We start from the raw sequence: 19,123 nt of genomic DNA on the forward strand, positions 1-19,123 counted from the left end.
CCCGCATCCAGCTCCCGCATCCACCAGAGGACGAACCACATGCCCACGACTCCGACCGCCGTGCTCTTCGACATCGACGGCACTCTCGCCGACACCAACTTCCTGCACGTGGAGGCCTGGTCGCGCGCCTTCTGGCAGGCCGACCTCGACGTCCCGACCTGGCGGATCCAGCGGGCGATCGGCGCCGACTCGTCGGAGCTGCTCGACCTGCTCCTCGACGACGACGCCGACGACGAGACGCGGACCCTGGTGAAGGGCCTGCACGCGAAGAACTACGCGGAGGCCTCCGCCCGGATCGCGCTGCTGCCGGGGGCGCAAGCGCTGATCCGAGCGCTCGCCGGGCGGGGCGTCCGCATCGTGCTGGCGACGTCCGCGCCGCAGAACGAGCTGGACGTCCTTCTCGACGTCCTCGACCTCGGCGACACGGTGCATGCCGTGACGAGCGGCGAGGACGTCGAGACCGCGAAGCCGTCGCCCGATCTCATCGGCATCGCCCTCGAGCGGGCCGGCGTCTCGACCGACCGCGCGATCATGATCGGCGACGCGACCTGGGACGTCCTCGCGGCCGAGCGGGCCGGCCTCGCGACGGTCGCGGTGCAGTCCGGCGGCACCGGCGAGCACGAGCTGCGCGAGGCCGGCGCCGTCGCGGTCTACGAGGACGCCGCGGCGATCCTCGCCGATCTCGAGAGCGGGCCGCTGGCGAGCCTCCTGCGCTGACCCCGGGAGGAGAGCAGGAGGCCCACCCCGCCGGTCAGCTCTGTGGACGCCTCCGGAGCACGAGCAGCGTGATGCCGATCGCCGCGACGACGGCGACCAGCGCGCCGCCGATCCACAGGACGTCGCCGAGCAGCGCAAGGTCGGACCCGGTGGCCGCCTCGGCCTCGTCCGCGGACGGCGCCGAGGCGTCCGACACCGCGACGGTGCCGTTGCAGTCGGGGACCGACTCCGAACCCTCGGCGAGGGCGACGTCCGCTCCCGGCTGCCAGTCGAAGCCGTACTGGCCCGAGACCGGGTGGCCATCGGTCGAGACGACCTGCCAGGTCACCTCGTAGGCACCGGCCGCGCCCAGCTCGAGCGGCATCGACGCCTCCGGCCCGACGACGCTGACGCAGCCGTCGCCGTAGTAGAGGCCGTCCGGCCCGACGACGCGCAGCGCCGCGGCGGCGCCGTCGTTGCCGAGGACCAGCAGGTCGTCGTTCGTCGTCAGCGCGAGGGTCCCGGGCTGCTCGGTCACCGTCGAGTCGACGGCCGGCGTCGTCGACACGAGGTAGTTGTGGGCACTGGCGGGCGCCGCCACCGCGACCGAGCCGATCAGCCCGATCGCGGCGGCGGCGAGGACGAGCCGTCCGCCCTTCCGGTGAGCGACCGTCACGCGGACGCCTTCGGGCTGCGGCGGCGCGAGGCGAGCCCGAACGCGACGCCGACGGCACCGAGGACGAGCCCGCCGACGCCGAGGACGCGCGCGAGCACGTCGTCGCCCTGGCCTGTGGCGGTGGTGGCGGAGGCGGTCGTCGCGACCGCGTCGTCACCGTCGCCGTCGTCGTCGTGGTGGCCGGCGCCCTCCATGGCGGCGGTCACGGCGACGGTCGGCGCGGGGAGCTCCGGCTCCGCCTCGCCCTCGACGGTCGGCTGGTCCCAGGCGGTCGAGCCGGTCTCGCAGGTCTGCAGCACCGGGAACTCGAGGGTCGAGCCGGCCGCGTCCTCCGGGAGCTGCAGCTGCAGCGAGACGGTGTCGCGGTAGCCGTCCGCGAGCGGGGTCTTGGCGGTGTAGACGACGTCGGAGACGCGCTGGGTCGCGGTGTTGCCGTGCGAGTCGGTCACCGGGTCGGCGATCTCGACCTCGTTCTTCACGACGTCCCAGTTGGGGTTCACGGTCGGGCTGACCGAGTTGATCCCCTCGGGGATGGTGATGCTGAGGCCGGTCGTCGGCGAGCCCTCGCAGCCGTGGGCGAGCGAGAAGGTGACGACCGTGTACGAGCCGGCGGCCGTGCTCGACGCCGCGGCGGTGACGTGCGCGCTCGCGGCCGTGGGGGCGGCCAGTGCGAGGGCGACGGAGCCCGCGGCGACGAGCGCACCACCGCCGACGAGGCGGACGCGGGAGGAGAAGGCGGAGGAGGAAGAGGAGGTGCGGGTGGTGGTCATGATCGTGAGGAGTCCTAGCGGGAGTCGACGCAGCCGCGAGAGGGCGGCACCGAGAAGGGTGAGGACGCAGCGCGGGATCGCGGTGCGCGCGGGCTCACCGGCGGACACGGCCCGCTCGAGCGGGAGGGCGTCAGACGGCGAGCAGGGCGCGCGCGGGCGGGCCGCGGTGCCGCAGGACCCGCAGGACCGCGTCGAGGGCGCGGGGGGCGCTCGGCTCGACGGAGCCGAGGACGGACACCGAGGCGCCGAGCGGTGCCAGCAGCGCCGAGGCCCGGGCGACCAGGCGCACGACGATGCGGAGGACGGCCGTGCCGAGGGTCCAGAAGGCGCGCTCGCCGTGGCGGAGCGCCGCGACGGTGACGACGGCGGCCACGAGGTGGGAGAGGAGCATCAGGGGGGTGTGCGCGGCGTGGCCCGACGCCCCCGCGATCAGCTCGACCGTCCCGCCGCCGTGGAAGTGGCCGCCGGCGGTGGCACCCACGACGCTGACGTCGCCGCCACCGCCGGTCACCAGGAAGAGGGAGTGGTACGCCAGCTGGCTGAGCAGCACCGCGAGCGCGAGGCGCGCGAGCGACAGGGTGCGGCCGGAGAGGAGGACGCAGACGACGGCCGCGAAGGCGGCGGCGAGCGCGAGGATCGCCGGAGAGGGGGCCTCGGCGTCGGCGAGGGTGTGCGAGGCGGCGGCGGTCGCGGTCGCGGCGACGGCGGCGACGACGCCGCGCGCCGTCCGTGCCCCTCGCGTCTGCATCCGCTCGACTCCTGCTGTCCTGTGCCGCGCTGCGTGCGCGGACCGACATCCAGGGTAATCGCCCTGCCTCCGCCGTTATGAACCCGTGACCGGATTGCTCCGATCGATTCCAAACCCCCTCGGGGAGGGCTCCGAAGACTGTTCAACGGCCGCGAAACGGTCCACACACAGTCAGGTCCTCCGCATCTCGTGGGGGCCGTATCACGAAGGAGCATCCCCATGCGATCCACCAAGCGCACCACCCTCGCCGCGTTCGCCCTGCTCGGCACCGCCGCCCTCGGCCTCACCGCCTGCTCGTCCGGCGCCGGCACCACCGACGCCGCCAGCGACACCGCTTCCGAGATGTCGACCCCGATGATGACCGAGTCCGCCACCCCCATGGCGACCATGGACCCGGCCGCCAACCTCGTCGGCTCCGGCTGCGCCGCGTACGCCGAGCAGGTCCCGGACGGCGCCGGCTCGGTCGGCGGAATGGCGCTCGACCCGGTGGCCACCGCCGCGTCGAACAACCCGCTGCTCAAGACCCTGACCGCTGCGGTCTCCGGTCAGCTCAACCCCGACGTCAACCTCGTCGACACCCTCAACAGCGCCGAGTTCACCGTCTTCGCCCCCGTCGACGACGCGTTCGCCAAGCTCGACGCCGCCACCCTCGCCACGCTGGCGACCCCCGAGGGAGCGGCCACGCTCTCCTCGATCCTGACCTACCACGTCGTCCCCGGCCAGATCGCCCCTGACGACATCGACGGCACGCACGCCACCGTCCAGGGCGGCGACGTCACCGTCACCGGTTCCGGCGACGACATCAAGGTGAACGACGCGTCGGTCATCTGCGGCGGCGTCCAGACCGCCAACGCGACCGTGTACCTCATCGACACGGTTCTGACCCCCCCGGCCTCCTAAGCCACAAGCAAGAAACGCCGAAGGGCGGGCACCCACAGGGTGTCCGCCCTTCGGCGTTTCCGGGCTGACTCTCTACTCGCCGGTGCTGATCTCCGCCAGCACCCGGTCGCCCGGGTAGGCCTGGATCATGTCGGCGCGGATCTCGGCGCGCTCGAGCAGCTCCTCCATGCGGTGGCGGCGGTTGCGCGTGATCAGCGTGACGACCGTGCCCTTCTTGCCCGCGCGGCCGGTGCGGCCGGAGCGGTGCAGGTAGGTCTTGTACTCGTCGGGGGCGTCGGCCTGGATGACCAGGTCGATGTCGTCGACGTGGATGCCGCGCGCGGCGACGTCGGTCGCGACGAGGACGTCGACCCGGCCGCTGGTCAGCAGCGCGAGGTTGCGGGTGCGGCGCGACTGGTTGAGGTCGCCGTGCAGGCTGGTCGCCGGGATGTCGGCGTGCTCGAGCTGCTCGGCGAGCTGCTCCGCGAACGCACGGGTGCGGGCGAAGATCAGCGTCTTGCCGGCGCGGGCCGCGAGCTCCTCGATGATCGCGCCCTTGTCGCGGTGCTCGATCAGCAGGACGCGGTGGTCGATGCTCGAGGACGCCTGGTCCTCGCCCGCGACCTCGTGCACGCTCGGCTCGACGAGGAACTCGTCGACGAGCGTCGCGACGCCCTTGTCGAGCGTGGCCGAGAAGAGCAGGCGCTGGCCGCCGCGCTTGGTCTGGCGGAGGATGCGCTGCACCGGCTCGAGGAAGCCGAGGTCGCACATGTGGTCGGCCTCGTCGAGGACGGTCACGGTGATGGTCGAGAGGTCGAGGCGACCCTGCTCGATCAGGTCCTCGAGGCGGCCCGGCGTGGCGATGATGATGTCCACGCCGCGCTGGAGAGCGCCGACCTGCTTGTACTGCGGGACGCCGCCGAAGATCGTGGCGGTGAACAGGCCCACGGAGCGCGCGATCGGCTGGATGGTGCGGTCGATCTGCATCGCCAGCTCGCGGGTCGGCGCGAGGATGAGGGCGCGCGGCGCACGGCCGGGCTTGCGGCCCTTGGCTCCGTCGTTCTCCATCAGGCGCTCGACGACGGGGGCGCCGAACGCGATCGTCTTGCCCGAGCCCGTCTTGCCGCGGCCGAGGACGTCCTTGCCGGCGAGGACCTCGGGGATCGTCGCGGCCTGGATCGGGAACGGCGAGGCCGCGCCCATCTGGGTCAGCTGGCGGACGATGTTCGCGCCGAGGCCGAGGTCGCCGAAGCTGACGCCCTCGACGTCGACGGCGAGCGTCGCGGTCGCCTCGAGGCGCTCGAGCACGACGTCGTCGGCCTGGTGCGAGGCGCGGCCGTCGCGCTTGGGGTAGAAGTCCGAGCCGGAGTCGCGGCGCGGGCCGCGGTCGGTGCGGTCGTAGCCGCCGCGGGCGGGACGCTCGGTGCCGCGGTCGAAGCCGCGCGCCGGGCGCTCGGTCCGGTCGGAGGAGCGCGCGGGGCGGTCGGTGCGGTCGGTGCGGTCGAAGCTGTGGGCCGGGCGGGCGTCGCGGTCGTTCGTGCGGGCGGGGCGCGCATCGCGGTCGAAGGAGCGCGCCGGGCGGTCCGTGCGGTCGAAGCTGCGCGCGGGGCGGTCGGTGCGGTCGTAGGAACGCGCGGGACGGTCGTCGCGGTCGTTCGAGCGGGCCGGACGGGCGTCGCGGTCGAACGAGCGGGCCGGACGGTCCGTGCGATCGAAGCTGCGCGCGGGGCGGTCGCTGCGGTCGTAGGAACGCGCCGGACGGTCGTCGCGGTCGTTCGAGCGGGCCGGACGGTCGGTCCGGTCGTAGGAACGGGCCGGGCGTGCGTCGCGGTCGTTCGAGCGCGCGGGGCGGTCGGTCCGGTCGTAGGAGCGGGCCGGGCGGTCGTCGCGGTCGTAGCTGCGGGCCGGGCGGGACTCTCCGCGGTTCTCTCCCCGCTCCGTCAGCTTGGCGGCGCGCTCCTCGGCGTTCCAGCGCGCCTTCTTGGGCGCGTTCTCGTCGACGGGGCGGTAGCCGCGGTGGCCCTCGCTGCGGGAGCCGGACTTCGGCGCGGCGAAGCGCGGGCGTCCACCGAGCTGGGACTTGCCGCTCGAGGCGCCGAAGCGGTTGGGCTCGAAGTTCTTGGCGGGGCGTCCGCCGGCGGGCTTCTTGTTCTTGGGCATGGCTGCTTCCTGGGTTCAGGTCTTGCGCGAGCAGGCACACGCCGATCGATCACCCTCGTGGGGTGCGAACGGACAGGGCGCTGCGGGAACCCGGGTGAGTCGCTGCTCTGAGACGCTGACCGGGGCCGATTCACACATGTGATTCATCTCGCGACGACTGTCGGAGATCCGGCCCGCTTGACTGACAAACCCATCCGCGCGGCGACGCACGGAGTCAAGAGCCGACCCAGGGAGTTTACACGCGACCCCGGGCGCTGGCTAGGGCAGCGACGGGCGGGCCGCTCAGCTCGACGCGCGCCGCGCCCGGTACGCCGCGACGTTCGCGCGGTTGCCGCAGTTGCCGGTGTCGCAGTAGCGCTTCGAGCGGTTGCGGGAGAAGTCGACGAGCACCGCCTCGCAGTCGTCGGCCGCGCAGATGCGGATGCGGTCGCGCTCGTCGCCGCGGATCACGTCGACGAAGGCCATCGCCGCCTCCACCACGATGCGGGTGGCGAGCGGGCTCTCGTCGCGGGTCGCGTGCAGGTGCCAGCCGAAGATGCCGTGCCGCACCAGCTGCGGGAGCGCGCGGCCGTCCTCGAGCATCCCGTTGACGACGGCGACCAGGTCCTCCTCCGCCCGACTGCGCCAGAGCGAGCGGAGCGGAGCGCGCACGGCCCGGACCGCCTCCAGCTCGGCGGCGCTGTGCTCGCGGCTGCCGGTGTAGCGGTTCTCGAGCAGGAACTCGTCGAGCTGCTCGACGGACGCCATCTCGTCCTCGCCGGACTGCGACAGCTCGGGGAGGGTGTTGACCAGGACGGCGGTCGAGGTGAGGGCCGCTTCCACGTCATAGGCGAAGACCATGTTGACTCCTGACACGTTCGATCAGTACTGTCACGAGCATAACGACTTTGACTCCTGAAAGAGGCTGACGTGACCCTCACCGCACCGCCGCGCCGGCTCGGCTCCGGCCTCGTGCTGGCCCTCGCGGCCGCCGCGGCCTTCGGCCTGGGCGGCCCCTTCGTGAAGCCGCTGCTCGAGGCGGGCTGGAGCCCCTCGGCCGCCGTGCTCTGGCGGGCCGGTGGAGCGGCGCTGATCCTCGCGATCCCGGCCGTGCTGTCGCTGCGCGGACGCTGGCACGTGCTCCGCCGCAACCTCGGCACGGTCGGGCTCTACGGCGTCTTCGCGGTGATCGCCGCGCAGCTCTGCTTCTACAGTGCGATCGAGCACATGTCGGTCGGCGTCGCGCTCCTGATCGAGTACCTCGCTCCGGTGTTCCTCGTCCTCTTCGCCTGGGCGCGCACCCGCCGGCATCCCGGGCGCTTCACTCTCGCCGGCTCGGCGCTGGCACTGGCCGGTCTGGTGCTCGTGCTCGACCTCTCCGGCGAGTCCACCCCGGAGCTGGTCGGCGTCGCCTGGGCGCTGACCGCGTCGCTCGGCCTCTGCGTCTACTACGTGATCGCCGGCCGGATCGACCCGGAGCTCCCGCCGATCGCGCTCACCGCCGGCGCGATGACGGTCGGCGCTGGGCTGCTGCTCGTGCTCGGCGTCACCGGGCTCGTCCCGCTGCGGGCGACCTTCGGCGACGTCGTCTTCGTCGGAAACGAGGTGCCGTGGTACCTGCCCGCGGCGGTCATCCTCGGGATGTCGACGGTGCTCGCCTACCTGCTCGGGATCGAGGGCGGCTCGCGGCTCGGCACCCGGATCGCCTCCTTCGTCGGGCTGACCGAGGTGCTGTTCTCGATCGTCGCCGCCTGGGCCCTGCTCGGCGAGCTGCCGGCGCCGATCCAGTTCGGCGGCGGGGCGCTGATCCTGGTCGGCGTGGTGCTCGTGCGGCTGCAGGCGGAGGCGCCGAGTGAGGTGGCCGAGGAGCGGCAGGAGAGCGAGGACCGGCCTCCGGTCCCGCTGTCCACCCCCTGATCGCGGGGTCGCTCTAGGCGGGCGCCGTCTTCTCCCTTATGCTCGCCTCACCCATGCGCGAGCCCACCCGACCCACGCGACCGATCGCCCTCGTCGCGGCGACCCTGGCACTGCTCGCAGGAGGCCTCGCCGGCTGCTCGAGTGCTCCTGTCTCGCAGCCGATCGCCCAGGCGGCCGGAGTCGCCGCGGTCACCGCCTACGACGACGTCCCCGTCACCGCCGACCTCGTCTACGACGAGGCGACCGGCCAGGCGCTCGACGTCTGCTCGCCGGTCGACGCCGCGGCCGGAGCCGCCCTCCCCGCGGTGCTCGTCGTGCACGGCGGCAGCTGGACCCGCGGCGACAAGGCCGACCCGAACTGGCGCCCGCTCTGCCAGTGGCTCGCCTCCGAGGGCTTCGTCGCCGTCTCGGTGAACTACCGCCTCGCCCCGGCCGACGTCTTCCCCGCGCAGATCGAGGACGTCTCGGCCGCCCTCGACTGGATCCTCGAGCCGGCGCAGACCGAGCGCTTCGGCATCGATCCGTCCCGCGTCGCCGCGTTCGGCGGCTCGGCGGGCGGCAACCTCGTCTCCCTGCTCGGCACCGACGACGCGCTGACCGCCGACGACGCCGGCACCTCGCGCCTCGCCGCGGTCGTCGACCTCAGCGGCCCCGCGGATCTCACGGCGGCGGGCCTCGCCGACGACGACCCGATCGTCGGCGTCGGCGCGGCGGTCCGCGGCTACCTCGACTGCGCCGACCTCGACGACTGCGCGGCCGCCGGTGAGGCCTCGCCGATCACGCACGTCGACGGCTCCGAGCCGCCCTTCCTCATCGCCCACTCGGCCGGCGAGCGCGTCGCGCTGAGCCAGTCGCAGGACTTCGCCGAGGCGCTGGACGCGGCGGGCGCGAGCGTCGACTTCGTCGTCGTGCCCGGCACCCGGCACTCGATCGCGATGCTCGACGACTCGCTCCGCGGCACCGTCATCGACTTCCTGCACGTGCAGCTCGACGCCCCTGCCGTGCAGACGCTCTCGCTCGAGCCCGCCGAGCCGGCGGCGGCGCCCTCGTCGTGAGCACCGGGGTCGTCGTCCGGCTCGAGCGGCCGGGTCCGGCCGAGCTCGCCGGGCTTCTCACCGTCGAGCTTCCGCCGCACGCCCGGCTCCTCGTCGCCCGCGACGGTGCGACGCAGCAGCCGATCGGCGTGCTGGCGCTGACCCCCGGACCCGACGACTTCGCCGAGCTGCTCGCGCTCGAGGTGGCCCCGAAGTCGCGGCGGAGCGGGGTCGCCCGCCGGCTCGTCGCCGCAGCGCTCTCCTACGCGAGCGTGCAGCGGATCCGCACGCTCCGCTTCCGGATCCCGGTCGAGGCGGAGGCGGCCCTCGTCGCCGCCCGGGCGCTCGGCTTCACCGAGATCGACGGCTTCGGCGCGCACGTGGGCGACGACTCGGGCGTCTGCTTCGCGCGCTCGGTCTGAGCGACCGGCGGATCAGAGCGCGCGGGCCAGCGCGGTCGTGGCGGCCGCGACCAGGACCACGACCACCAGTGGGGCGCGCAGGAGGGCCGCCAGCGCGCCGGCCGCGACGCCCAGCGCTCGGGACGCCGGCGCCGGGTCCGCGCCGTCGGCCAGCGCCGAGGTCAGCGCGACCGCGACGAGCAGTACGACCGTGCCGCGATCGAGAAGGCGCTGAGTGGACGGGCCGAGGTCGATCCGGTCGCGCAGCACCGCCCCTCCCCCGCGGAGGGCGAAGCTGCCGACGGCGAGGACGACGATGCCGAGCGTCACCGTCACGAGCGGCGTCCGGTCATCAGCAGACCGCCGAGCGCCAGGACCGGCGCGAGGCCGAGCGGCACCAGCGGGAGGGCGGTGAGCGCGAGCACTCCGCCCGCGATCGCGGCCGCGGCCGCCCGGCCGTCGCGGAGGGCCGGGAGCGCCAGCGCGAGCAGGACGGCGGGGAAGACCGCGTCGAGGCCGAGCACCGACGGATCGGGGACGACCGCACCGAGCAGTGCCCCCGCGAGCGCGCCGAGCGGCCAGGCGGCGAGCACCGCCGCTCCCGAGACCCAGAACAGGGCTCGCCGGCGCTCGACGGTCGCCCCGCCGAGCGCGAGCGCGACCGTCTCGTCGTTGGCCAGGTGCGCGCCGAGGAGCCGGAGCGGTCCGCGCGGGAGGAAGCCGCCGACGGCCATCCCGTAGGGCAGCGCGCGGGCGTTGACGAGGAGCGCGGCGAGCGCCGCCGCGAGCGGAGCGCCTCCCGCTGCCACCACGCCGACGAAGAGGATCTCGGCGGAGGCGCCGAACACCGCGACAGCGAGCAGCAGGATCTGCCAGAGCGGGAAGCCGGCCGCGGTGGCGCCGAGGCCGTAGGAGACGCCGACGACCGCGACGGAGGCGGCGACGAGGAGGACGGCCCGCCGGTCGCGAGGGCCGACTGTTCGGAGCAGCGAACGGGCGGAGCTTAGGATGAACACCACGTCAGAGTGGCGGGCTCGGCTGTCGTTCGTCAAGTCGAACGACCGATCTGGAGAGCGAACGATGTCGGACTCACCCCGCGACCTGGTCGCCTCCGCCCTGCGCCGCGAGCGCGGCCGGCTCGGCCTCAGCATCTCCGAGATCGCCCGCCGCGCCGGCATCGCCAAGTCGACGCTCTCGCAGCTCGAGGCCGGCGAGGGCAACCCGAGCCTCGAGACGCTCTGGGCGCTCGGCGGCGCGCTCGGCGTGCCGTTCTCGCACCTCGTCGAGCCGCCGCGGCGCTCCGTGCAGCTGATCCGCGCCGGGGAGGGGCCGCGCATCGCCTCGGCGACCGCGGACTACGCCGCCACCCTGCTCAGCGCCTGCCCGCCGGGAGCCCGCCGCGACGTGTACCGCATCACCGCCGAGCCCGGAGCGGCTCGGAACTCGGAGCCGCACGCCCGCGGCACCGTGGAGCACCTGATCCTGTCCACCGGACGCGCCCTGGTCGGTCCGGCCGACGACCCGGTCGAGCTCGCGCCCGGCGACTGTCTGTCCTACCCGGGCGACGAGCCGCACGTCTTCGACGCCCTCGAGCCCGGCACGAGCGCGGTGCTGGTGTCGGAGCACGTCTGAGAAGGCGCCGCTCAGTCGAAGGCGCAGGCCGTCTCGTCGGACAGCGCGCGGCTGATCCGCTCGCGGTGCTCGGCGCTCATCGGCGGCAGCGCGTCGGGGGCGAACCAGCCGACCTCGCTCGACTCGTCGTCGGCGACGTGCGCCTCGCCCGAGAGGTAGCGGGCGCGGAGGACGTGGTCGAGGTACTGCGCGCGGTCGCCGTTGGGGTACTTCATCGGCGGCAGGGTGTGCAGCCAGACGACGCGCTCGACCTCGATCTCGACGCCCGCCTCCTCCAGCGCCTCGCGCCGGGCGGTGCCGGCGACCGTCTCGCCGGGGTCGATGATGCCGGTGACCGCGGTCCAGGCGCCGGTGTCCGCGCGGCGGACCAGGAGGACCTGGCGGACCGGCTCCTCGCGGACGATCACCGCGGTGACGCCGGTCAGCCAGAGCAGCTCGGTGCCCACCTGCTCGCGGAGCCGGAGGACGAAGTCGGGGGTCGCCACGACGTCGGGCTACTGCTCCGGGCGGAAGTCGAAGGCGACCACCCCGGCCGTGTCGAGCAGCGGGCCGACGAGGCCCTTGAAGGCGTCGTGCGCCGGATCGAACAGTCCGGGCCCGTCGACCGCGGGGCGGCCGATGTAGTAGTTCAGGTCGCCCTCGGACGCGAAGGTCAGCAGGAAGGCGCGGTCGAAGCCCTCGCCCGCGCCCTCGGTGCTGAGCTGCGGTCCGTTCTCGATCGAGACGATGTACGGGCGGCCGTCGCGGAGGCACTCCTCGCCGAGCGCGAGGAACGCCGCGATCACGCCGTCCACCTCGGCGACGAGCGCCGTCGGGCGGAAGCGGAACAGCACGATGTGTCGAATGATCCCGGGGCGGTGGTCGGCGGCGACGAAGCGCTCGGGGCCGACCTCGGCGATCGCCGCAGCGGCGCGCTCGGGGCCGCTGCGCCAGCGGGAGCCGATCGTCTCGGGTGCTGACGACTGGGTCGCTTCTGCTGTGTCGCTCATGCCGACGCCTCTCCGGCGCGGGCGGCACGCCGCCGCTCACGATACCCCTCGACCAGGTTGTAGACGACCGGCAGCACCACCAGCGTGAGCACCGTCGAGGACACCAGACCGCCGATCACGACGATCGCGAGCGGCTGCGAGATGAAGCCGCCGTGGCCGGTGATCCCGAGCGCCATCGGCAGCAGCGCGAAGATCGTCGCGAGCGCCGTCATCAGGATCGGCCGGAGCCGCCGCTCGGTGCCGTGCAGCAGCGCCTCGCGCACGGGCATCCCCCGCTCGCGGTACTGGTTCACCAGGTCGATCAGCACGATCGCGTTGGTGACCACGATGCCGATCAGCATCAGCACGCCGATCAGCGAGGGCACGCCCAGCGGCACGCCGGTCAGCACCTGCAGCAGGATCGCGCCGGTCGCCGCGAACGGCACCGACACCAGCAGCAGCAGCGGCTGCAGGAGCGAGCGGAACGTCGCGACCATCACGACGTAGACGATCAGGATCGCCACCAGCAGCGCGATCCCGAGCTGCGAGAACGCGTCGCTCTGGTCGGCCGTGACGCCGCCGAGCGAGGCGGAGACGCCGGCCGGCAGCTCCGTGTCGTCGATCGCGCTCTGCACCGCGAGGTTCGCCGAGGCGAGGTCGTCGCCCTCCGGCGTCACCGTGATCGTGGCGGTGCGCTGCCCGCGCTCGGTGGTGATGCTCGCGGGCCCGTCGGTCCGCTCGACGACGGCGAGCGAGGACAGCGGGACCGCGCCGGTGCGCGTCGGGATCTCGAGGGCCGACAGCTCGTCGAGCGTGGCCGGCGGCTGCGCGTCGGCGAGGTAGACGGAGAGGGTGCGGTCGTCGATCACGACGCTGCCCGTCTGCGTCGGCTGCAGCGCCTGGCTGACGAGCGTGCCGACCGCGACCTCGGTGAGTCCGGCGTCGGCGGCGGCGGCGCGGTCGACCCGCACCGCGATGTAGGGCAGCGAGGAGGAGAGGTTGCTCTCGGCCTGGCTGATCCCGTCGGTGCCGCGCAGCGCCGTGAGCAGCGCGTCGTTCGCGCTCTGCAGATCGCTCTGCGAGGCGGTCGAGAGGTCGACCTCGATGTTCGAGGAGGCGCCGAAGCCGGAGGACGCGGCGACGCTGATGTCGTCCGCCTCGGCGATCGAGCCGAGGGCCGTGCGGACGTCGGCCTGCACGGTCTCCTGGTCGGCCGACTCGTCGGTGGTGACGGAGTAGCGGATCGAGGTGCCGCCGCCCCCGCCGCCGAACGCGCTCTGCAGCCCGCCGCTCGCTGAGCCGATCGAGAGCTGCACGGTCTCGACACCGCCGACCTCGAGGATCGCCGCGCTGGCCTGCTGCGCGGTCGCGTCCTGCGCGTCCAGGCTCTGGCCGTCGGGAACGGTCTGGGTGACGGTGAAGGTGTTCTGGCCGCTCGCCCCGAGGAAGTTCGTCTTCATCAGCGGGTAGAGCGCACCGGTGCCGACGAGCACGAGCAGCGCGAGCAGGACGGTCGCGACCGAGTGCTTGAGGGTCCAGGCGATCACGGGGCCGTAGACCCGCTGCAGGCCGGCGGCGCGGCGGGGCGTCGCGCGGGCGCTGTGGCGGGCGTGCTCGGGCTCGGGGGTCACAGTCTCACCGGCCGCGCCGCGCTCCTCGGCGAGGGCCGCCTGCGCCGCCTCGCGCACGCCGGCGCGCTTCGAGGGCCGGAGGAACCAGTAGGCCAGCACCGGCACGATCGTCAGCGCGACGAGCAGCGACGCGAGCAGCGCGATCGACACCGTCAGCGCGAACGGCCGGAACAGCTCGCCGGTCGTGCCGCCGACGAACGAGATCGGCAGGAACACCGCGACCGTGGTGATCGTCGAGGCGGTGATCGCGCCTGCGACCTCGCGCACCGCGACCGCGATCGTCGCCGCGCGCTCCTCCCCCGCGTCGAGGTGCCGCTTGATGTTCTCGATCACGACGATGGAGTCGTCCACCACGCGGCCGATCGCGATCGTCAGGGCGCCGAGGGTGAGGATGTTCAGCGTGTAGCCCGCGGTCTGCAGCCCGATGAAGGTGATCAGCACCGAGGTCGGGATCGAGATCGCCGTGACCAGCGTCGAGCGCACGGAGAGCAGGAACAGCAGGATCACGAGCACCGCGAAGACGAGGCCGAGCGCCCCCTCCTGCGCGAGCGACTCGATCGAGTCCTGGATGTAGGGGGCCTGGTCGAAGACCGAGGTGAAGGTCGCGTTCTCGCCGAGCGACGCCTCCAGGTCCGGGAGCAGCGCGGTGACGCCGGTCGAGACGTCGACGGTGTTCGCCGCGGGGAGCTTGGTGATCGAGAGGGTCAGCGCCGGCTGGCCGTTGACCCGCGAGATCGAGGTGATCGGAGCGTCGGTGACGGCGACGGTGGCGACGGAGCCGAGGGTGGGGGCGGTCGTGGGCGCGGTGGGAGCGAGGGCGGCCGCGGAGGCGCTCGCGGACGGGATCAGCGGCAGCGCCGCGATCGCGTCGGTCGAGTCCAGCTTGACGCCGGACTGCACCGAGAAGGTGCTGCCGTCCTGGGTGATCTCGCCGCCGGCGACCAGCACGCCGTTCTGCTGCAGTGCGGTGCGGATGTCCGCGATCGACAGGCCGGCGGCGGTGAGCGCCGCGTCGTCCGGGGTGATCGTGACGCGCTGGGCGCTCTCGCCGACCAGGGCGACCTCGCGGACGCCGTCGACCTTCTCCAGGTCCGGGATGACGCTCGTCCGGAGCCGGTCGGCGAGCGCCTTCGCGTCGCCGTCGCTGGAGACGGCGAGCTGCAGCACCGGCAGGTCGTCGAACGATCCGGTCACCACCTGCGGGTCGACGCCGTCCGGGAGCGTGCTCTTGATCCGGTTGATCGCCTGCAGGATCTTCTGCTCGGCGGTCGCCAGGTCGGTGCCGTAGACGAAGGAGGCGGAGATCAGCGACGAGTTCGTCGACGAGGTCGCACTGGTCGTCTCGAGCCCCGGCACCCCTTGGATGGCGGTCTCGATCGGCGTCGAGACGTCGTCGTTCACCACCTCCGGAGCGGCGCCCGGGTAGCTCGAGATCACCGCCAGCTGCGGGAAGGAGATCGACGGCGCGAGCTCCTGCTTCAGACCGGTGAGGGCGACGCCGCCGAAGACGGCGATGACGACGGTGACGAGCGCGATGAGCGCCCGGTTCTTCATGCTGAGGACCGCGAGGAGATGCACGCCGTGAGTCTTCCATCAGCTGGCTGAGTATTCGTCCCCCTCCGGGCGGACCTGGAGGATCAGACGACGTCGGCGAGGTAGCCGGTGTCGGCCGCCGGGTGGCGCGCGACCTGGCTCCAGGCGACGGCGAGCGCCTCCACGGCCCGGTCGGTGATCTCCGGTGAGTAGCCGATCGGGATGCGCAGGAAGCGCTCGAAGGCGCCGTCGATCCCGAAGCGCGGGCCGGCGGTGATCAGCAGGCCCGAGGTGCGGGCGGCGAGCGCCAGCTGCGAGCTCGCGGGGCGGCCGAGGCCGACCCAGGTGGAGAGGCCGCCGGAGACCCGCGGCACGCTCCACTCCGGGATCGCGCGGGCGAGCGCCGCCTCGAGGTGGTCGCGGCCGGCGCGCAGCTGCTCGCGGCGCAGCTTCAGCACGCCGTCCATCCGGCCGAGCATGTCGGCGACCAGGAGCTGCTCGACGATCGGGCTGCCGAGGTCGCCGGCCGAGCGCGCGGCGACGAGCTTGCGGATGACGCTCCGCTCGGCGCGGATCCAGCCGATGCGGATGCCGCCCCAGAGCGTCTTGCCGACCGAGCCGATCGAGATCACCGTGCCCTCGGGGCCGTAGGAGGCGAACGGGAGGGGCGACATCCGCCGGTCGATGTCGAGCTCGGCGGTGGTCTCGTCGGCGATGATCAGCGTGCCCTGGCGCGCCGCGGCGGCGATGGCCCGCTCGCGCAGATCGACCGCCATCGAGCGGCCGGTCGGGTTGTGGAAGTCGGGCATCAGGTAGGCGAGGGTCGGGCTCGTGCCGCGGATCGCCGCGATCAGGCCCTCGCCGTCCCAGCCGTCGGCGCCGTCCACGTTGACCGGCACCAGCCGGGCGCCGGCGAGCCGGAGCGCCTCGTAGGCGTGCGGGTAGGTCGGCGCCTCGATCAGGGCGCGGTCGCCGCGGGCCAGCAGGGTGCGGGCGACGAGCGCGATCGCGTGCTGCGCCCCGATCGTCACCATGATCTGGCCGGGCTCCGTGCGGAGGCCGCGGCGGGTGTAGCGCTCGGCGATCGCACGGCGCAGCAGCGGCAGGCCGACGGTGTCGTAGGAGCCGTCCTCGAAGTACTCCGGCGCGAGGCGCGCGGCGCGGGCGTAGGCCTCGGCGAGCTCGGGCACGGCGGGCAGCGCCGCCTTGGTGAAGTCGACGAAGTCCGGGGCGAGGGTCGGCACGGCGTGCACCGCGGCGCCCGGGAGGCGGGTCGCGCTGCCGGAGCCGCGGACGCTGACCAGGTAGCCGCTGTCGCGCAGCTCGCGGTAGGCGGCGGCGACGGTGGTGCGGCTCACGCCGAGCCTCGCCGACAGCTCGCGCTCGGCGGGGAGCCGGCTGTCCGTCGGGATGCGGCCGTCGATGCTGAGCAGGCGGATGCGGTCGGCGAGGGCGAGGTACGCGGGGCGGGTGCCGCGCTGCTCGCGCCAGTCGCCGAGGAGGTTCTGCAGGGCGCGTACGCCGAAGTGGACATCAGCCATGCGTCCAAGATAGCCGGATTGGACCGCGCGGAAAAGGCCACTCCTGCGATGGGATGCTCGACATGACGATCACCGCGCCCCTCGCCGTCCCCGCTCCCCCGGTGAGCCAGTGGCGGCTGCGACCCGTGCCGCGGCTGCTGGTCGGGCTCGTGCTGTACGGCTTCGCCGACGCGATGATGATCCGCGCGTCGATCGGTGTGGACCCGTGGACCGTCTTCGCGATGGGGGTCTCGCGCCAGACCGGACTGGGGATCGGACTGCTCACCAACGTGATCGGACTGCTCGTCCTGCTGCTCTGGATCCCGCTGCGGCAGCGGCCGGGGCTCGGCACCGTGCTGAACGTGCTGGTGGTCGGCACGATGATCGACGTCGGGATCCACCTGCTGCCGGTGCCCGCCGAGTGGTGGGGGAAGGCGCTGCTGTTCGCGGGCGGCCTGCTGCTGCTGGCCGTCGCGAGCGGGATCTACATCGGCGCCCGCCTCGGCCCCGGCCCGCGCGACGGGCTGATGACCGGACTCCATGCGCGCTTCGGCGTGCCGATCTGGGCGGCCCGCGGCGGCGTCGAGCTCACCGTGCTCCTGATCGGCTGGGCTCTCGGCGGCGACGTCGGCCTCGGCACCCTCGCCTTCGCCCTGCTGATCGGCCCGCTCTGCGCGGTGACCCTGCCGCTGCTGGGCGTGCGCAGGCACTGAGCCACACCATGCCGATCGAGTAGACCGCGAAGCGGGCCCCTTTCATGCTGATCGAGTAGCCCGCGCAGCGGGCGTATCGAGATCCACCACCGCGAGCAGGACGAGTCTGCAGACCGCCCTGCTGAGGACGGCCGGTCTCGATACGCCGCTGCGCGGCTACTCGACCAACATGGGACAGCAGACCTCCGCTGAGGGAGGAGCCCGCGCTGCGGGTCCCCCTTCGTGCTGAGCCGCCCGCGGGGCGGGCCCCTTCATGCTGAGCCGCCCGCGCAGCGGGCCCCTTCATGCTGATCGAGTAGCCCGCGAAGCGGGCGTATCGAGATCCACCGTGGTGCAGACGGTGGGTCTCGATACGCCCCTGCGGGGCTACTCGACCAGCATGCGGCGCCGGCTAGCGCTTCGCGCTCAGCTCCGCGCGGGTGCGCTCCGCCTCGTCCGAGTCCTGGATCGAGGCGATGCCCTCGGTGATCGACGTGCCCGAGGCGGGGGCCTCGTGCTCGTCCGCGCCGAGGGTGGCCTCGTCGAAGGGGGCGCGGCCGCCGAGCACCTCGCGGACCTGCACCATGTCGATCTGCTTGGTCCAGGTGCCGACGAGGAGGGTCGCGACCGCGTTGCCGGTGAAGTTGGTGACCGCGCGGGCCTCCGACATGAAGCGGTCGATGCCGACGATGACGCCGACGCCGTTGACCAGGTCGGGGCGGAAGGACTGCAGGCCGCCGGCCAGGGTGGCGAGGCCGGCGCCGGTGACGCCCGCGGCGCCCTTGGAGGCGACCATCATGAAGAGCAGCAGCCCGATCTGCTCCGGGATCGACATCGGAGCGCCGGTCGCCGAGGCGATGAAGAGCGAGGCCATCGTGAGGTAGATCGCGGTGCCGTCGAGGTTGAAGGAGTAGCCGGTCGGGACGGTGATGCCGACGACGGGCTTGGAGACGCCCAGGTGCTCCATCTTCGCGATCAGGCGGGGCAGAGCGGCCTCGGAGGAGGAGGTGCCGACGATGAGCAGGTACTCGCGGGCCAGGTACTTCATCAGCGAGAAGATGCTGACCCCGGTGACCAGGCGCAGCAGCAGGCCGAGGATGACGACCACGAAGATCGCGCAGGTGAGGTAGAAGCCGATCATCAGGGTGGCGAGGGCGACGACCGCGCCCCAGCCGGTCTTGCCGACGACCGCGGCGATCGCGCCGAAGGCGCCGATCGGGGCGACCCAGAGCACCATCGAGAGGATGCGGAAGACGAGGACCTGCAGCTGCTTGATCGCGCCGAGGATCGGCTGGCCCTTGGCGCCCATCTTCTGCAGCGCGAAGCCGACCAGGAGGGCGACGAAGAGCGTCTGCAGGATGCTGCCGTCCACGAGCGAGGAGAACAGCGAGACCGGGATGATCCCGAGGATGAAGTCGCTGGTCGACTCCGCCTTGAGGTCGGTGGTGTCGTAGGTGGCGCTCGAGATGTCGAGGCCCTCACCCGGGTGCAGGATGTTGCCGACGACCAGGCCGATGGCCAGCGCGAAGGTCGACATCACGATGAAGTAGCCGAGCGCGAGACCGCCGACCTTGCCGACCGTCGCGGCCTTGGCGATCGAGCCGATGCCGATCACGATGGTGCAGAAGATGATCGGCGCGATCATCATCTTGATCAGTCCGACGAACGCCTTGCCGACGGGCTCGAGCGTCGCGGCGAACGCGGGGGCGACGAGGCCGACGATCACGCCGGCGACGACCGCGATGATCACGGCGATGTAGAGCCAGTGGTTGCGGTCGATCCGCCGGCGGGTCTTCACGGGGGTGGCCGGGGGGTCGAGCCGGTCGGTCTTCGCCATGAGCGTGTCCTGTCTCTTCATCGAGCTGGGAGGGGGTACGACGATGCTCG

General features: G+C 73.1%; 19 protein-coding genes. 7 read left to right on the plus strand and 12 right to left on the minus strand.

Annotation, left to right across the window (positions count from 1 at the left end; genetic code table 11):
- Positions 1–39 precede the first annotated feature (39 nt).
- A complete protein-coding gene (locus HQQ86_RS05655) occupies positions 40–717 on the plus strand; it encodes an HAD family hydrolase (protein WP_173287119.1) in 678 nt (225 codons plus the stop codon).
- 34 nt (positions 718–751) lie between these two features.
- Here the strand turns inward: HQQ86_RS05655 and HQQ86_RS05660 are convergent, their stop codons facing one another.
- The 3 genes from HQQ86_RS05660 to HQQ86_RS05670 form a co-directional block, all read right to left on the minus strand.
- Entirely contained in the window at positions 752–1,372 is a 621-nt protein-coding gene (locus HQQ86_RS05660) for a copper resistance CopC family protein (protein ID WP_173287121.1), read from the minus strand.
- Entirely contained in the window at positions 1,369–2,142 is a 774-nt protein-coding gene (locus HQQ86_RS05665; RefSeq protein ID WP_173287123.1) for a YcnI family protein, read from the minus strand. The genes HQQ86_RS05660 and HQQ86_RS05665 overlap by 4 nt, the downstream gene beginning before the upstream one ends.
- Before the next feature lie 130 nt (positions 2,143–2,272).
- Positions 2,273–2,890, minus strand: a complete 618-nt coding sequence (locus HQQ86_RS05670) for a hypothetical protein (protein WP_173287125.1) — start codon at positions 2,888–2,890, stop codon at positions 2,273–2,275.
- A gap of 219 nt (positions 2,891–3,109) precedes the next feature.
- On the opposite strand from HQQ86_RS05670, the gene HQQ86_RS05675 reads away from it, so the two are divergent.
- A complete protein-coding gene (locus HQQ86_RS05675; protein ID WP_173287127.1) occupies positions 3,110–3,790 on the plus strand; it encodes a fasciclin domain-containing protein in 681 nt (226 codons plus the stop codon).
- A gap of 72 nt (positions 3,791–3,862) precedes the next feature.
- Here HQQ86_RS05675 and HQQ86_RS05680 read toward each other — a convergent pair whose 3' ends face one another.
- Positions 3,863–5,929 carry a DEAD/DEAH box helicase gene (locus tag HQQ86_RS05680; RefSeq protein WP_173287128.1) on the minus strand — a complete coding sequence of 689 codons (2,067 nt, stop codon included), beginning with the start codon at positions 5,927–5,929 and terminating at the stop codon, positions 3,863–3,865.
- 282 nt (positions 5,930–6,211) lie between these two features.
- Positions 6,212–6,769 carry a CGNR zinc finger domain-containing protein gene (locus HQQ86_RS05685; RefSeq protein ID WP_173287129.1) on the minus strand — a complete coding sequence of 186 codons (558 nt, stop codon included), beginning with the start codon at positions 6,767–6,769 and terminating at the stop codon, positions 6,212–6,214.
- Positions 6,770–6,838: 69 nt separating this feature from the next.
- On the opposite strand from HQQ86_RS05685, the gene HQQ86_RS05690 reads away from it, so the two are divergent.
- Genes HQQ86_RS05690 through HQQ86_RS05700 form a run of 3 tightly spaced genes read left to right on the plus strand, consistent with a single transcriptional unit; the run spans position 6,839 to position 9,281 of the window.
- Complete coding sequence (locus HQQ86_RS05690) at positions 6,839–7,825, plus strand: DMT family transporter (RefSeq protein ID WP_173287130.1); 987 nt, start codon at positions 6,839–6,841, stop codon at positions 7,823–7,825.
- Between the two features lie 53 nt (positions 7,826–7,878).
- Positions 7,879–8,880, plus strand: coding sequence for an alpha/beta hydrolase (locus HQQ86_RS05695; RefSeq protein WP_173287131.1), 1,002 nt, complete (start codon positions 7,879–7,881; stop codon positions 8,878–8,880).
- On the plus strand, positions 8,877–9,281 hold the full coding sequence (locus tag HQQ86_RS05700; protein ID WP_173287132.1) for a GNAT family N-acetyltransferase: 405 nt from the start codon (positions 8,877–8,879) through the stop codon (positions 9,279–9,281). Before HQQ86_RS05695 ends, HQQ86_RS05700 begins: the two co-directional genes overlap by 4 nt.
- A gap of 12 nt (positions 9,282–9,293) precedes the next feature.
- Here HQQ86_RS05700 and HQQ86_RS05705 read toward each other — a convergent pair whose 3' ends face one another.
- Both HQQ86_RS05705 and HQQ86_RS05710 read right to left on the minus strand, forming a co-directional pair.
- Entirely contained in the window at positions 9,294–9,596 is a 303-nt protein-coding gene (locus tag HQQ86_RS05705) for an AzlD domain-containing protein (protein ID WP_173287133.1), read from the minus strand.
- The gene (locus HQQ86_RS05710; RefSeq protein WP_367948554.1) at positions 9,593–10,276 is read right to left on the minus strand and encodes an AzlC family ABC transporter permease; all 684 of its coding nucleotides are present in this window, start codon (positions 10,274–10,276) and stop codon (positions 9,593–9,595) included. Before HQQ86_RS05710 ends, HQQ86_RS05705 begins: the two co-directional genes overlap by 4 nt.
- A 64-nt stretch (positions 10,277–10,340) precedes the next feature.
- On the opposite strand from HQQ86_RS05710, the gene HQQ86_RS05715 reads away from it, so the two are divergent.
- Entirely contained in the window at positions 10,341–10,892 is a 552-nt protein-coding gene (locus HQQ86_RS05715; RefSeq protein ID WP_173287134.1) for a helix-turn-helix domain-containing protein, read from the plus strand.
- An 11-nt stretch (positions 10,893–10,903) separates the two neighbouring features.
- Here the strand turns inward: HQQ86_RS05715 and HQQ86_RS05720 are convergent, their stop codons facing one another.
- Genes HQQ86_RS05720 through HQQ86_RS05735 form a run of 4 tightly spaced genes read right to left on the minus strand, consistent with a single transcriptional unit; the run spans position 10,904 to position 16,565 of the window.
- Positions 10,904–11,377 carry an NUDIX domain-containing protein gene (locus tag HQQ86_RS05720; protein ID WP_173287135.1) on the minus strand — a complete coding sequence of 158 codons (474 nt, stop codon included), beginning with the start codon at positions 11,375–11,377 and terminating at the stop codon, positions 10,904–10,906.
- 9 nt (positions 11,378–11,386) lie between these two features.
- Positions 11,387–11,881: a Dabb family protein gene (locus tag HQQ86_RS05725; RefSeq protein ID WP_173287136.1), complete on the minus strand. Its 495-nt coding sequence runs from the start codon at positions 11,879–11,881 to the stop codon at positions 11,387–11,389.
- The gene (locus tag HQQ86_RS05730) at positions 11,878–15,069 is read right to left on the minus strand and encodes an efflux RND transporter permease subunit (protein ID WP_173287137.1); all 3,192 of its coding nucleotides are present in this window, start codon (positions 15,067–15,069) and stop codon (positions 11,878–11,880) included. The genes HQQ86_RS05725 and HQQ86_RS05730 overlap by 4 nt, the downstream gene beginning before the upstream one ends.
- A gap of 59 nt (positions 15,070–15,128) precedes the next feature.
- Positions 15,129–16,565, minus strand: coding sequence for a PLP-dependent aminotransferase family protein (locus HQQ86_RS05735; protein ID WP_173287138.1), 1,437 nt, complete (start codon positions 16,563–16,565; stop codon positions 15,129–15,131).
- Positions 16,566–16,738: 173 nt separating this feature from the next.
- Between HQQ86_RS05735 and HQQ86_RS05740 the strand changes: the two genes are divergently transcribed.
- Positions 16,739–17,257: a YitT family protein gene (locus HQQ86_RS05740; RefSeq protein WP_173287530.1), complete on the plus strand. Its 519-nt coding sequence runs from the start codon at positions 16,739–16,741 to the stop codon at positions 17,255–17,257.
- A 391-nt stretch (positions 17,258–17,648) separates the two neighbouring features.
- Here the strand turns inward: HQQ86_RS05740 and HQQ86_RS05745 are convergent, their stop codons facing one another.
- Positions 17,649–19,073 (minus strand): cation:dicarboxylase symporter family transporter, encoded by a 1,425-nt coding sequence (locus HQQ86_RS05745; protein WP_173287139.1) that lies wholly within the window; start codon positions 19,071–19,073, stop codon positions 17,649–17,651.
- Positions 19,074–19,123 lie beyond the last annotated feature (50 nt).

This window comes from Rathayibacter sp. VKM Ac-2857 (assembly GCF_013205025.1).
Lineage (GTDB): Bacteria > Actinomycetota > Actinomycetes > Actinomycetales > Microbacteriaceae > Rathayibacter.

Bases quoted from the DNA above. Each gene is read 5' to 3' on its own strand.
- HQQ86_RS05680 (WP_173287128.1), bottom strand. From the start codon at position 5,929: ATGCCCAAGAACAAGAAGCCCGCCGGCGGACGCCCCGCCAAGAACTTC.
- HQQ86_RS05740 (WP_173287530.1), top strand. From the start codon at position 16,739: ATGATGATCCGCGCGTCGATCGGTGTGGACCCGTGGACCGTCTTCGCG.
- HQQ86_RS05745 (WP_173287139.1), bottom strand. From the start codon at position 19,073: ATGGCGAAGACCGACCGGCTCGACCCCCCGGCCACCCCCGTGAAGACC.
- HQQ86_RS05735 (WP_173287138.1), bottom strand. From the start codon at position 16,565: ATGGCTGATGTCCACTTCGGCGTACGCGCCCTGCAGAACCTCCTCGGC.
- HQQ86_RS05655 (WP_173287119.1), top strand. From the start codon at position 40: ATGCCCACGACTCCGACCGCCGTGCTCTTCGACATCGACGGCACTCTC.
- HQQ86_RS05715 (WP_173287134.1), top strand. From the start codon at position 10,341: ATGTCGGACTCACCCCGCGACCTGGTCGCCTCCGCCCTGCGCCGCGAG.
- HQQ86_RS05695 (WP_173287131.1), top strand. From the start codon at position 7,879: ATGCGCGAGCCCACCCGACCCACGCGACCGATCGCCCTCGTCGCGGCG.
- HQQ86_RS05670 (WP_173287125.1), bottom strand. From the start codon at position 2,890: ATGCAGACGCGAGGGGCACGGACGGCGCGCGGCGTCGTCGCCGCCGTC.
- HQQ86_RS05685 (WP_173287129.1), bottom strand. From the start codon at position 6,769: ATGGTCTTCGCCTATGACGTGGAAGCGGCCCTCACCTCGACCGCCGTC.
- HQQ86_RS05725 (WP_173287136.1), bottom strand. From the start codon at position 11,881: ATGAGCGACACAGCAGAAGCGACCCAGTCGTCAGCACCCGAGACGATC.
- HQQ86_RS05675 (WP_173287127.1), top strand. From the start codon at position 3,110: ATGCGATCCACCAAGCGCACCACCCTCGCCGCGTTCGCCCTGCTCGGC.
- HQQ86_RS05665 (WP_173287123.1), bottom strand. From the start codon at position 2,142: ATGACCACCACCCGCACCTCCTCTTCCTCCTCCGCCTTCTCCTCCCGC.